14 protein-coding genes are annotated in these 12,284 nt (G+C 71.7%); 10 read left to right on the top strand and 4 right to left on the bottom strand.

All coding sequences use genetic code 11. The features are described from left to right. The first annotated feature begins 132 nt into the window (after positions 1–132). On the top strand, positions 133–912 hold the full coding sequence (locus AQJ11_RS28150; RefSeq protein WP_059264974.1) for a hypothetical protein: 780 nt from the start codon (positions 133–135) through the stop codon (positions 910–912). Here AQJ11_RS28150 and AQJ11_RS28145 read toward each other — a convergent pair. Then, positions 836–2,155 (bottom strand): D-arabinono-1,4-lactone oxidase, encoded by a 1,320-nt coding sequence (locus AQJ11_RS28145; protein ID WP_059264972.1) that lies wholly within the window; start codon positions 2,153–2,155, stop codon positions 836–838. The two genes, AQJ11_RS28150 and AQJ11_RS28145, sit on opposite strands and share 77 nt — an antisense overlap. Continuing rightward, positions 2,115–3,353 (bottom strand): MFS transporter, encoded by a 1,239-nt coding sequence (locus AQJ11_RS28140; RefSeq protein ID WP_014675510.1) that lies wholly within the window; start codon positions 3,351–3,353, stop codon positions 2,115–2,117. Before AQJ11_RS28140 ends, AQJ11_RS28145 begins: the two co-directional genes overlap by 41 nt. A 172-nt stretch (positions 3,354–3,525) precedes the next feature. Between AQJ11_RS28140 and AQJ11_RS28135 the strand changes: the two genes are divergently transcribed. Next, entirely contained in the window at positions 3,526–4,653 is a 1,128-nt protein-coding gene (locus AQJ11_RS28135) for a ferrochelatase (RefSeq protein ID WP_059264970.1), read from the top strand. A gap of 8 nt (positions 4,654–4,661) precedes the next feature. Further along, positions 4,662–5,477 (top strand): inositol monophosphatase family protein, encoded by an 816-nt coding sequence (locus AQJ11_RS28130; RefSeq protein ID WP_014675512.1) that lies wholly within the window; start codon positions 4,662–4,664, stop codon positions 5,475–5,477. A gap of 74 nt (positions 5,478–5,551) precedes the next feature. Here the strand turns inward: AQJ11_RS28130 and AQJ11_RS49965 are convergent, their stop codons facing one another. Beyond that, complete coding sequence (locus AQJ11_RS49965) at positions 5,552–5,728, bottom strand: hypothetical protein (RefSeq protein WP_014675513.1); 177 nt, start codon at positions 5,726–5,728, stop codon at positions 5,552–5,554. A 411-nt stretch (positions 5,729–6,139) separates the two neighbouring features. Between AQJ11_RS49965 and AQJ11_RS28125 the strand changes: the two genes are divergently transcribed. The 4 genes from AQJ11_RS28125 (at position 6,140) to AQJ11_RS28110 (ending at position 9,672) form a co-directional block, all read left to right on the top strand. Then, positions 6,140–6,793, top strand: coding sequence for a response regulator transcription factor (locus tag AQJ11_RS28125; protein ID WP_003993508.1), 654 nt, complete (start codon positions 6,140–6,142; stop codon positions 6,791–6,793). A gap of 5 nt (positions 6,794–6,798) precedes the next feature. Beyond that, a complete protein-coding gene (locus AQJ11_RS28120; RefSeq protein ID WP_058082209.1) occupies positions 6,799–8,055 on the top strand; it encodes a sensor histidine kinase in 1,257 nt (418 codons plus the stop codon). Between the two features lie 392 nt (positions 8,056–8,447). After that, complete coding sequence (locus AQJ11_RS28115; protein ID WP_003997302.1) at positions 8,448–8,744, top strand: DUF4193 domain-containing protein; 297 nt, start codon at positions 8,448–8,450, stop codon at positions 8,742–8,744. Positions 8,745–8,757: 13 nt separating this feature from the next. Next, the gene (locus AQJ11_RS28110) at positions 8,758–9,672 is read left to right on the top strand and encodes a hypothetical protein (RefSeq protein ID WP_175252291.1); all 915 of its coding nucleotides are present in this window, start codon (positions 8,758–8,760) and stop codon (positions 9,670–9,672) included. Here the strand turns inward: AQJ11_RS28110 and AQJ11_RS28105 are convergent. Next, a complete protein-coding gene (locus tag AQJ11_RS28105) occupies positions 9,669–10,133 on the bottom strand; it encodes a DUF3093 domain-containing protein (RefSeq protein ID WP_058082212.1) in 465 nt (154 codons plus the stop codon). The two genes, AQJ11_RS28110 and AQJ11_RS28105, sit on opposite strands and share 4 nt — an antisense overlap. A gap of 111 nt (positions 10,134–10,244) precedes the next feature. Between AQJ11_RS28105 and AQJ11_RS28100 the strand changes: the two genes are divergently transcribed. From AQJ11_RS28100 to AQJ11_RS28090, 3 genes are read left to right on the top strand one after another with little or no spacing between them, the layout of a single operon-like run. Then, positions 10,245–10,829, top strand: coding sequence for a PaaI family thioesterase (locus AQJ11_RS28100; protein ID WP_014675517.1), 585 nt, complete (start codon positions 10,245–10,247; stop codon positions 10,827–10,829). Further along, positions 10,826–11,377 (top strand): dUTP diphosphatase, encoded by a 552-nt coding sequence (dut, locus tag AQJ11_RS28095; protein WP_014675518.1) that lies wholly within the window; start codon positions 10,826–10,828, stop codon positions 11,375–11,377. Before AQJ11_RS28100 ends, dut begins: the two co-directional genes overlap by 4 nt. Position 11,378: 1 nt before the next feature. Continuing rightward, on the top strand, positions 11,379–12,140 hold the full coding sequence (locus tag AQJ11_RS28090) for a DUF3710 domain-containing protein (protein ID WP_014675519.1): 762 nt from the start codon (positions 11,379–11,381) through the stop codon (positions 12,138–12,140). Positions 12,141–12,284: the final 144 nt, after the last annotated feature.

Raw genomic sequence — 12,284 nt, 5'->3', positions numbered from 1 at the left:
ACTTCACGCAATCGCCAGAAACGGAACTAATGGTTTCGTTCGTACGTCCCTTTCTCGTGCGGTCGGTCGGCCGATGTCGTCGACTGCGGCAAGTGCTCCATGAGGTGCGGGAAAGGCAGGCAAGTTCCGGGTATGCGTGAGACGCCCGATACGGGTCGCAAGCGGATCGACCTGAACGTCCCCCAGGTCGCGGGCAGCGCCCTCGCGGCGGTGGTGGCGGCCAAGCTGGCGTCGTACTTCGGCGTGTACGGCACGATCCTCGGCGCCGGTGTCGTCAGTGTCGTCGCCACCTGCGGCGGCTCGGTCTTCCAGCACTTCTTCAAGCGGACCGGGGAGCAGCTCCGGGAGAAGACCGCGGTGGCGGCCCGGCCGCTGGAGGACCGGGAAGCGCGGGCACGGGGGCGGCGGGTGCCCCCGGCGCCGGACGGGTTCACCGAGGGCACCGTCTACCGCGCGCGGGCCGGGAGCCGGCGCCGCCCGCTGGTCGCCGCCGCCCTGGTCTTCGGGGTCACGCTGGCCGGCATCACGGCGTACGAGCTGGTCTCCGGCAGCAGCTTCAGCGGCGGTACCGGTACGACGGTCAGTGACGCCGTCACCGGCCGGGGCTCCTCCGGCGCCGCGTCCGACCGGACACCCGCCCCTTCCCGTACCACCTCCCCGGAGCGCACGCCGTCCACCGGCGACGGTGCGAGCCATGGCACGTCCCCGGCGCCCGGCGCCTCACCGAGCGGCCGGCCGACCGGGCAGCCGGACCCCGAGCGGAGCGGGGAACCGAGCGGCGACCCGGCCGCTTCGGCCCCCACGCCCAGTGCCCCCAGCGCGTCCGCCACGACGCCTACGCCCCCAGAACCCTCCGCAGATAGTCGTTCTGGAACAGCCGGTCCGGGTCCAGACGGTCCCGCAGCGCCGTGAACTCGCCGAAGCGCGGGTACACCCGGGAGAAGTACTCCGCGTCGCGCGTGTGCACCTTGCCCCAGTGCGGACGGCCCTCGTGCGCGGTGAAGATCCGCTCGGCGGCCGTGAAGTACGCCTGGTACGGCGTGCCCCGGAACATGTGCACGGCGATGTAGGCGCTGTCCCGGCCGGAGGCGGTGGACAGGGTGATGTCGTCGGCCGGGGCGGTGCGCACCTCGACCGGGAAGCTGACGCGCAGCCCGGAGCGGTCGACCAGGGCCTTCAGCTCGCGCAGCGTCTGCACCAGGGCCGCGCGCGGGACGGCGTACTCCATCTCCACGAAGCGCACCCGGCGCGGTGAGGTGTAGACCTTGTGGGGGATGTCCGTGTACGTCCGCGCGGACAGGGCGCGGCTGGAGATCCGCGCGATCGCCGGGACGGTCGCCGGGACCGCGCGGCCGGCCCACTGGGCCACCTGGAAGACGCCGTTGGAGAGGAACTCGTCCTCGAACCAGCCCGCGAGCCGGCCCACCGGCTGCTCGGGGCCGGCGCTGCGGTTGTTCCGCTTGGTGTTGGTGTTGCCGGTGTGCGGGAACCAGTAGAACTCGAAGTGTTCGTTCTCGGCCCACAGCTGGTCGAACTCGGCGAGGACCCGCTCGAAGGGCATGGGTTCCTCGCGCGCGGTGAGCAGGAAGAGCGGCTCCACGGCGAAGGTGATCGCGGTGACGACGCCCAGGGCGCCGAGGCCGATGCGGGCCGCCGCGAAGACCTCCGGGTTCTCCTTCTCGGAACAGGTGAGCACCGAGCCGTCGGCCGTGACCAGTTCCAGTGCCTTGATCTGGGCGGCGATGGAACCCGACGCGCGGCCGGTGCCGTGCGTGCCCGTGCTGGTGGCCCCGGAGACGGTCTGCTCCATGATGTCGCCCATGTTGGTGAGCGAGAGACCCTCGCGCGCGAGAGCGGTGTTGAGTCTCTTGAGCGGAGTGCCCGCCTCCACCGTGACCGTCATGGAAGCCCGGTCGATGGTGCGTATACCGGTCAACAGTTGAGGGCGGATCAACACACCGTCGGTGGCGGCGATCGAGGTGAAGGAGTGCCCCGTGCCGACCGCCTTCACCTTCAGGCCGTCCTCCCGGGCCCGGCGCACCGCACCGGCCAGCTCCTCCACCGAGGCCGGCGTGACCTGCCGGACGGGCCGGGCGGAGACATTGCCGCCCCAGTTACGCCAGGTGCCGTTCTTCCCGCTCGCTGTGCTGCTCAACGGTGCCTCCCCGACCCGAGGCCGGCCTGCGCAGCCGGCGGTACCCGAGGAAACCGACCGCGACCGCGACGGCCCCGGACACGGCCGGGACCCCGTACCCGGCCCGCGCCCCTGCCGCGTCGATCACCCAGCCGGCCACGGAGGAGCCGGCCGCGATGCCGACGGCGAGGCCGGTGCTCACCCAGGTCATGCCCTCGGTGAGCTGCGCGCGCGGTACGTGCTCTTCGATCAGGGACATCGTCGTGATCATCGTCGGCGCGATGGACAGCCCCGCCACGAACAGCGCCACGGCCAGAAGCGGCAAGTTTCCGACCAGTAGGAGGGGGATCATACTCACGGCCATCGCCGCCACGCCCAGCAACCAGCGACGTTCCGGCGCACCGCTGAGGCGCAGCAGTCCGAAGACCACGCCCGCGACGCACGAACCGGCCGCGTACAGCGCCAGGACCAGGCTCGCGGCGCTCTTGTGGCCGCGCTCGTCGGCGAAGGCGACGGTGACCACGTCCACGGCTCCGAAGATCGCGCCGGTCGCCACGAAGGTCGCCACCAGCACCTGGAGCCCCGGCGCGCGCAGGGCGCTGCCGCCGCCCCGCCGCTCGCGCGGATGCGGTTCCGGCTCGGTGGCGCGCTGGGCGGTCAGCCAGCAGACGCCGGCCGCCAGGAAGCAGGCGGCGAGCAGCGGGCCCGCCTCCGGGAACCAGGCCGTGGACAGGCCGATGGAGATGATCGGGCCGAAGATGAAGCACACCTCGTCCACGACCGACTCGAACGAGTAGGCGGTGTGCAGCTTCGGGGTGCCCCGGTACAGCGCGGCCCAGCGGGCCCGGATCATCGCGCCCAGGCTCGGCACCGAGCCGATCCCGGCCGCGCAGACGAACAGCACCCAGTCCGGCCACCGGAAGTGTGCGGCGAGCAGCAGCCCGGCCGCCGCGAGCAGGGCCACCAGGGTCGCGGGGCGCAGCACCCGGCGCTGCCCGTGCCGGTCCACCAGCCGGGAGATCTGCGGACCGATCGCGGCAGCGGACAGCGCGATGGCGGCCGACAGGGCGCCCGCGAGGCCGTAGCGCCCGGTGAGCTGGGAAACCATCGTGACGACGCCGATGCCCATCATCGACAACGGCATCCGCCCGAGGAATCCCGCGGCGGAGAACGCCTTGGTGCCGGGCTCGGCGAACAGGGCTCTGTAGGGGCTGGGCACGTGGTCTCCGAAGCGGCTCGGTAAGGCGCGAATGCGGCTGATACAGCTTACGAGTTAGGGGACCCTAAACGCACCCGATATGACACCTGGACAAACCCCCCTGAACCGACTGGAATCCGACTCTTCACCCCGCTGTTTCCCCGCCGTCAGTGCCGGGTGGCAGGATCGACCCATGCCAGACGCGCTCGATCCCACCCCGTACGACGCCCTGCTCCTGCTCTCCTTCGGCGGCCCCGAAGGCCCGGACGACGTGGTCCCGTTCCTGGAGAACGTCACGCGCGGGCGCGGCATCCCCAAGGAACGCCTCAAGGAGGTCGGGCAGCACTACTTCCTGTTCGGCGGGGTCAGTCCCATCAACGCCCAGAACCGCGCCCTGCTGGACGCCCTGCGCGAGGACTTCGCCGACCACGGCCTGGACCTGCCGGTCTACTGGGGCAACCGCAACTGGGCGCCGTACCTGACGGACACCCTGCGCGAGATGGTGGCCGACGGCCGCCGCCGGATCCTGGTCCTCGCCACCAGCGCCTACGCCTCCTACTCGGGCTGCCGCCAGTACCGGGAGAACCTCGCCGACGCGCTGGCCACCCTGGAGGCCGAGGGCCTGGAGCTCCCCAGGATCGACAAGCTGCGGCACTACTTCAACCACCCCGGCTTCGTCGAACCGATGATCGACGGCGTACTGCGCTCCCTCGCCGACCTCCCCGAGGACGTCCGCGCGGGCGCCCACATCGCCTTCACCACCCACTCCATCCCGACCTCCGCCGCCGACACCTCCGGTCCCGTCGAGGCCCACGGCGAGGGCGGCGCCTACGTCGAGCAGCACCTGGACGTGGCCCAGCTGATCGCCGACGCCGTCCGCGAGCGCACCGGCGTCGACCACCCCTGGCGGCTCGTCTACCAGTCCCGCTCCGGCGCCCCGCACATCCCCTGGCTGGAGCCGGACATCTGCGACCACCTTCAGGAGCGGCACGCCGCCGGCGTCCCGGCCGTCGTCATGGCCCCCATCGGCTTCGTCTCCGACCACATGGAGGTCCTCTACGACCTCGACACCGAGGCGACGGCCAAGGCCGGGGAACTGGGCCTGCCGGTGCGCCGCTCGGCCACCGTGGGCGCCGACCCGCGGTTCGCCGCGGCCGTCCGCGAGCTGATCCTGGAGCGGGCCGCCGTGGAGCGCGGCCAGGGGGCCACCCCCTGCGCCCTGGGCGCGCTCGGCCCCAGCCACCACGTCTGCCCGGTCGGCTGCTGCCCGGCCCGCGCCCCGCGCCCCGCCGCCGCGGGCGCCGACAGCCCCTACGCGTGAGGAGACCCGTGACCGACGCCCTGCACCGGGACCTGCTCGAACTGGCCCAGGAGGCCGCCCGCCGCGCCGGTGAGCTGCTGCGCGACGGCCGCCCCGCCGACCTCGCCGTGGCGAAGACCAAGTCCAGCCCCATCGACGTCGTCACCGAGATGGACATCGCGGCGGAGAAGCTGATCACCGATCTGATCTCCGGGCAGCGCCCCGACGACGGCTTCCTCGGCGAGGAGGGAGCCTCCGTCGAGGGCACGAGCGGCATCCGCTGGGTCATCGACCCGCTGGACGGCACCGTCAACTACCTGTACGGCCTGCCGACCTGGGCGGTGTCCATCGCCGCCGAGCAGGACGGCGAGACGGTCGTCGGGGTCGTCGCGGCTCCGATGCGCGGCGAGACGTACCACGCGGTGCGCGGCGGCGGGGCCTGGGCCACGGGCGCGTGGCAGGGCGAGCGGGCGCTCGCCTGCCGCCCCGCGCCCCCGCTGGACCAGGCCCTGGTCTCCACCGGCTTCAACTACGTCACCGAGGTCCGCGCCCGCCAGGCCGAGATCGCCGCCCGGCTGATCCCCGTGTTGCGGGACATCCGGCGCGGCGGTTCGGCGGCGGTGGACCTGTGCGACGTGGCCTGCGGCCGGCTCGACGGGTACTACGAGCGGGGGCTCCACGCGTGGGACTTCGCGGCGGGGGACCTGATCGCCCGGGAGGCCGGCGCGCTGACCGGTGGACGGCCCGGGGAGCGGCCGTCGCGGGGTCTGACCGTGGCCGGGTCGCCGGGCGTCTTCGAGCCCCTCCAGCGGCTGCTGGAGGACTTCGGAGCCTGGCACGACTGACCCCGGTGGAGTGGGCATGCGAAGGGACCCCGGCGCTGGATTCGCAGGGGTCCCTCCTTGTGCTGCCGGGCTGATCAGACGCGTGACGTCGCGCCGACCTCCACACCGTGTTCGGCGGCGAGGCGTCGCAGGTCGTCGAGCTCTGCCTGCTCCACCTCGACGAGGAAGTCGTCGCCTTCGTCGCGAGCCCGCGACAGGTCGGACTCGGTCGCCTTTATGCGCTGGAGAAGTCCTGCGGTGAAAGCGTCCATGCTGCGCCCCCTCGTCCTGGGTCGTGGGTCGGTGGCACGGGGGTGTGCCGTAGAAAAGGGGCGATCACGTCTCTCGCAGGTGCCCAGCGCTGCCCGGCCGGGCGGCGACGGTGCCGGACACCCACGCCCGCTCTGCGAAGCGGAGGCCGAAGTACCGCATGGTGCTGCGGCACATGCAGAGCGTGATCGCGGGGTGTAAAGCCGTCCTCCCCCCGCTCCCCTCCGCGGAAACCTCAACCGGAGGAGAAAATCTCGTATTCCCGCCCCCGGACCCCGTCCCCGCGGTCCGGACACCGCCTTACAGCCGACTTATGGCCGAAAAGGGCAGGATGGGGGTCACATCCACGGACACCCCTGCCCGCACGCGCCCACGGCGCGTCCTCGCGGGTGGACACAGGAAGGACAAGCGACGTGCGCGTACTCGTCGTCGAGGACGAGCAGCTGCTCGCCGATGCGGTGGCCACCGGACTGCGCCGGGAGGCCATGGCCGTCGACGTCGTGTACGACGGTGCGGCCGCCCTGGAGCGCATCGGCGTCAACGACTACGACGTGGTCGTCCTCGACCGCGACCTCCCGCTCGTCCACGGCGACGACGTCTGCCGCAAGATCGTCGAGCTGGGCATGCCCACGCGCGTGCTCATGCTCACCGCTTCCGGTGACGTCAGCGACCGCGTCGAGGGGCTGGAGATCGGCGCCGACGACTATCTGCCCAAGCCGTTCGCGTTCAGCGAGCTGATCGCGCGCGTGCGCGCCCTCGGCCGGCGGACCAGCGTGCCGCTGCCGCCGGTCCTGGAGCGCGCCGGCATCAAGCTCGACCCCAACCGCCGCGAGGTCTTCCGCGACGGCAAGGAGGTCCAGCTCGCGCCCAAGGAGTTCGCGGTGCTGGAGGTGCTGATGCGCAGCGAGGGCGCGGTCGTCTCGGCGGAGCAGCTGCTGGAGAAGGCCTGGGACGAGAACACCGACCCGTTCACCAACGTGGTGCGCGTGACGGTGATGACCCTGCGCCGCAAGCTGGGCGAGCCGCCCGTCATCGTCACCGTCCCCGGCTCCGGCTACCGGATCTGATCCCCGTGGCCACGACACCGGCGCCGCCCCAGGCACCCCCGAAGCCCACCTGGGACCCCAGGAGGCCGCAGCCGCCCTTCCCGTGGCTGCGCCCGACCATCCGCATACGGCTGACGCTGCTCTACGGCGGCATGTTCCTGATCGCCGGCATCCTGCTGCTGTCGATCATCTATCTGCTGGCCGCACAGGCGATCAGCACCGGCAACCAGCCGCTGTTCAAGATCGTCAGCGGTTCGGCGATCAAGGTCACCAGCGACAACTGCCCCGCGGTCACCGCGATCAACTCCGGCCCGGTGCCGCTGTCGGACTTCAACGAGGCCATCGCCCACTGCGTGGACCAGCAGCGCCAGGCGGCCCTGGACAACCTGCTCAGCCGCTCCCTGCTGGCGCTGCTGGGCCTCGCCGTGATCGCCTTCGCGTTCGGTTACGCGATGGCCGGCCGTGTGCTCTCCCCGCTCGGCCGGATCACCCGTACCGCCCGCCAGGTCGCCGGCTCGGACCTCTCGCGCCGGATCGAGCTGGACGGCCCGGACGACGAGCTGAAGGAGCTGGCCGACACCTTCGACGACATGCTGGAGCGGCTGGAGCGGGCCTTCACCGCCCAGCAGCGCTTCGTGGGCAACGCCTCGCACGAGCTGCGCACCCCGCTCGCGATCAACCGCACGCTCCTCGAAGTGCACCTGTCGGACCCGAACGCGCCGATGGAGCTCCAGCAGCTCGGCAAGACCCTGCTCGCCACCAACGAGCGCAGCGAACAGCTGGTCGAGGGGCTGCTGCTGCTCGCCCGCAGTGACAACCAGATCGTCGAGCGCAAGCCGGTCGACCTGGCCGAGGTCGCCACGCAGGCCGTCGACCAGGTGCACGCCGAGGCCGAGGACAAGGGCGTGAAGATCCGCGGCGAGCGCAAGCCCGCCGTGGTGCAGGGCAACGGCGTGCTGCTGGAGCGGATCGCGCTGAACCTCGTCCAGAACGCCGTGCGGTACAACGTGCCGGAGGACGGCTGGGTCGAGGTGGACACCGAGATCCAGCACGGGCAGGCGGTGCTGACCGTCACGAACACCGGGCCGGTCGTGCCGGCGTACGAGATCGACAACCTCTTCGAGCCCTTCCGGCGGTTGCGTACCGAGCGGACGGGCAGTGACAAGGGGGTGGGCCTCGGCCTGTCCATCGTCCGGTCCGTGGCCCGCGCGCACGGCGGTCACATTCTGGCCCAGCCCCGGGAAGGCGGCGGTCTGGTGATGCGCGTCACCCTGCCGCTGTGATCAGGGACGACACACGCGGAGGACGTTCGCTTCGCGCGGAATTTTTCGACCGCCGTACGTGGTTCTTCCTGTGTGATCGATCACATGGGCGGATTTCCGGCCATGTACGCACGGTGATCATGACAGAAGGTGGAAAGCCGGGAAAGTCCGGGTTTTCAGGGCTCTTGATCACGGGAAGTACACGGTGAGGCGCCTTTGAGGTGCGGCATTCGAACCGTGTACGGTCCTCACCGCCATCCAAGCCGATCACTCTTGAGGGATCGGGTTGGGTGTCGATTGAGTAACAGACCTTGATGTGAGGCAAAATCTCCGCCTCAGGTCGGGCACAAGTCCGGCCTCTCACGCGTTACGTGCGCTGGAGACACCGCAGACACCCAGAGGGGGAGAGCGATATGGCAACCGATTACGACACTCCACGCAAGACCGACGACGACGTCGACTCGGACAGCCTTGAAGAGCTGAAGGCCCGGCGGAACGACAAGTCCACCTCGTCGGTGGACGTCGACGAGTTCGAGGCCGCAGAGGGCCTCGAACTGCCCGGCGCCGACCTCTCGAACGAGGAACTGGCCGTCCGGGTGCTGCCGAAGCAGCAGGACGAGTTCACCTGCATGAGCTGCTTCCTGGTGCACCACCGCAGCCAGCTGGCCAGGGAGAAGAACGGCCAGCCGATCTGCCGCGACTGCGACTGAGGACGGGTCGGCCGTGTCTGGCTCGACCCCTCCCCGGAAGCGCCGCTTCCCCCTGCGGAAAGCGGACCAAGGGCCGTTCGGCGGCCCGCACGGCGCGCGTGACGGCGAGCGGGGCTCTCCTGTGACGGGAGCCCCGCTCGAACCGGCGGCCGACCGGGAGAACCCTCCCGCGCCGGCGCAGCACCCCGCACCCGTCGCCCGTCGCCGGGCGGCGGTCATCCGTGAGAAGGCCCGGGATCTGGCCCGGGAAGGCGCCCGTAAGGGCGGCAGCCGGGCTCGCGCGGGACTGGCGTACCTCGCGGACCGGATCATCGAGATCGCCCCGCGTATCCCCGTACGCGACCTCGCGACCCTGCGCGGGCAGTTCCCCGGCCTCGGACCCGAGGAACTGGCCGACAAGCTGGTGGCGGGTGCGGCGGCCGGCACCTCCACTGTCGGAGCCGGGATCGGAGCCGCGGCCATGCTGCCGGTGCCGCCGGCCATGCCGACCGAGCTGGCCGCGGAGATCACCGGGGTCGCCGCGATCGAGCTGAAGCTCATCGCCGAACTGCACGAGGTCTACGGCGTACGCCCGCCCGGGAACCTCAAAGCCCGCTCCGCCGCGTATCTGTCCTCCTGGTCGGGGGAGCGCGGGATCGACGTGATGAAGCCGTCGACGTACGACACGGCCATGGGCGGCCACATGAAGCGCCGGCTCCGCCAGCAGATCATGAAGCGGATGGTGCGCGACCTGCCCAACCTGATGCCGTTCATGGTCGGGGCCACGGTCGGGGCGGTCATGAACCGCCGGGACACCAAGAGACTCGCGGCCCGCATCCGGGCCGACCTGCGCAAGATCCAGGTGCCCTGGGACGAACTGCCGGAACTGCCGCCGCTGGAGAAGCCGGCGGAACCGCTGAGACTGCGCGAACTGCCCGACGGACTCTAGGCGTGCGCCTTGCGCGCCGCCTCGATCGCCGCGGCCAGCTTCTCCGGCTCCCGCGTCGACAGGTACAGGTACGGCGTCGGGTCCTGCGGGTCCGTGACCTCCACGCGCAGCGCCGTCGGGATGTAGGCGCGCAGCAGCAGGAACGCCCGGGTGTCGGCCTTGTACGTCCGCCAGGCGCGGGCCTCCTCCGCGTCCAGGATCCGCGCCTCGCCCAGCGCCGCCACCGGGATCTTCGCCTCGCCCGCGATCAGGGAGTCGCCCACGAGCCGGATGCGCGGGGAACCGTAGGCGCTGGCCACCACCGCCGCCGCGGCCGTGCCGCCGACCAGGCCGCCGAGCAGCGGCAGGGTGCCGAAGGGCAGCAGGATCAGGGCGAACGAGACGCCCACCAGGAAGCTGATCAGCCACCACGAGCGGGGGGCGGTGAGGCGTTCTTCGTACGGGGTGGCGGAGAGCTGCATGGAGCCAGCTTGGCACGGGATCGGCATACGCCAGGAGCCGGGGCGGTCGGCGCGGAGCGCTGTCGAGTGGGGCGGTGGCGGGTGACGGGCGGGCGGGTAAGGTCTGCGCCTGTGAGTGGTAGTTCCGCAGCTCTTCAGCCCCCCGCCGACGCGGGGAAACCGGTACGGCACCCCGACGCACCCGCGCCCGGGGAGCTCCTCGGCGCCCACTACGAACACTGTTTCGGGTGCGGTCCCGGGCAGCCGCACGGACTGCACCTGGAGGCCCGCGCCGGCGAGGGCGTCTCGCTGACCGCCGAGTTCACCGTGCAGCCCGCCCACCAGGGCGCCCCGGGCCTCGCGCACGGCGGAGTGCTCGCCACGGCCCTGGACGAGACCCTCGGCTCGCTGAACTGGCTGCTGCGCACCATCGCCGTCACCGGACGGCTGGAGACCGACTTCGTACGGCCCGTGCCCGTCGGCACCACGCTGTACCTGGAGGCCGAGGTCACCGCCGTCGCCGGGCGGAAGATCTACTCCACCGCCACCGGACGCATCGGCGGCCCCGACGGGCCGGTGGCCGTCCGCGCCGACGCCCTCTTCATCGAGGTCAAGGTCGACCACTTCATCGACCACGGCCGCCCCGCGGAGATCCAGGCCGCCATGAACGACCCGGACCAGATCCGCCGCAGCCGCGCCTTCGAGGTGAACCCGTGAGCCGAGACCCGCTGAACGTCCTGATCCGGCGCGTCGACCCGGACGTACCGCTTCCGGCGTACGAGCATCCCGGGGACGCCGGAGCCGATCTGCGCACCACCGAGGCGTGCGAGCTGGCGCCCGGAGAACGGGCCGTCCTGCCCACGGGTGTGTCGATCGCCCTGCCGGAGGGGTACGCGGCCTTCGTGCATCCGCGTTCCGGTCTCGCCGCCCGCTGCGGTGTCGCCCTCGTGAATGCCCCGGGGACGGTTGATGCCGGGTACCGTGGGGAGATCAAGGTGATCGTGGTGAATCTCGACCCGCGCGAGAGCGTGCGGTTCGAGCGCTTCGACCGGATTGCCCAACTGGTCGTCCAGCAGGTCGAGAGGGTCCGCTTCCAGGAGGTCGCGGAACTTCCCGGCTCGGCGCGGGCCGAAGGGGGCTTCGGGTCCACCGGTGGCCATGCCGCGGTGGGCGGCGAGAGCGGCACAAGCGGTCAGGCCGCCGACGGCGGTCCGACGGGTGGGAATCGATACGCTTCGGTCGTATCCGACCGGGAAGGACAGTGACGTGTTCGGACGTCGCAAGAAGAAGGGTGCCGCCGAGGACGCGGCCGGCGAGGCCGAGCAGGTCGTCGACAGCGTCGACACCGAGGCGGACGAAGAGGAGGCCGAGCGCGAGCGCGTCCGGCTTGAGCCCGGGCCCCGGCCCGACGGGCCGTGGGACAGCAGCGAGGTGCGCGACCCGGCCGAGGGCCGCGTGGACCTCGGCGGTCTGTTCGTACCGGGCGTCGACGGCATGGAGCTGCGGGTCGAGGTCGCCGGTGACGCCATCGTCGCCGCGACCGTCGTGCTGCGCGACAGCGCCATCCAGCTCCAGGCGTTCGCCGCGCCCAAGCGCGAGGGCATCTGGGGCGAGGTCCGCGAGGAGATCGCGTCCGGCATCACCCAGCAGGGTGGCATCGTCGACGAGGTCGAGGGCCCGCTCGGGTGGGAGCTGCGCGCGCAGGTCCCGGTGCAGCTTCCGGACGGCACCGGCGGCTTCCAGGTCGTCCGGTTCGTCGGCGTGGACGGCCCGCGGTGGTTCCTGCGCGGGGTGATCTCCGGCCAGGGCGCGGTGCAGCCGCAGGCCGCCGGGCTGCTGGAGCAGATCTTCCGGGACACCGTCGTGGTCCGCGGCGAGGGTCCGATGGCCCCGCGCGACCCGATCGTCCTCAAGCTGCCGAACGACGCGCAGATGGTCCCCGAGGGGGTCCAGCAGGAGGAGGGCTCGCGGTTCTCCGGCGGGATGGGGCAGTTGCAGCGGGGACCCGAGATCACCGAAGTCCGCTGACGGCTTCGGCAGCGATACAGCGATACACGGGCCGTCCCCCCAGGGGGGCGGCCCATTCTCCTGCGGGGGCGCGCCGTCGGGGTGCCCGGCCGTCGCCGGGTGCGGGTTCGTCGTCGTCGCTCGCGCAGTTCCCCGCGCCCCTTA

It is taken from the genome of Streptomyces corchorusii (assembly GCF_001514055.1).
In the GTDB taxonomy this organism is placed as follows: Bacteria; Actinomycetota; Actinomycetes; order Streptomycetales; family Streptomycetaceae; genus Streptomyces; species Streptomyces olivaceoviridis.
The sequence above is the reverse complement of the archived record's forward strand: the minus strand, read 5'-3'. Positions and strand labels throughout refer to the sequence as shown.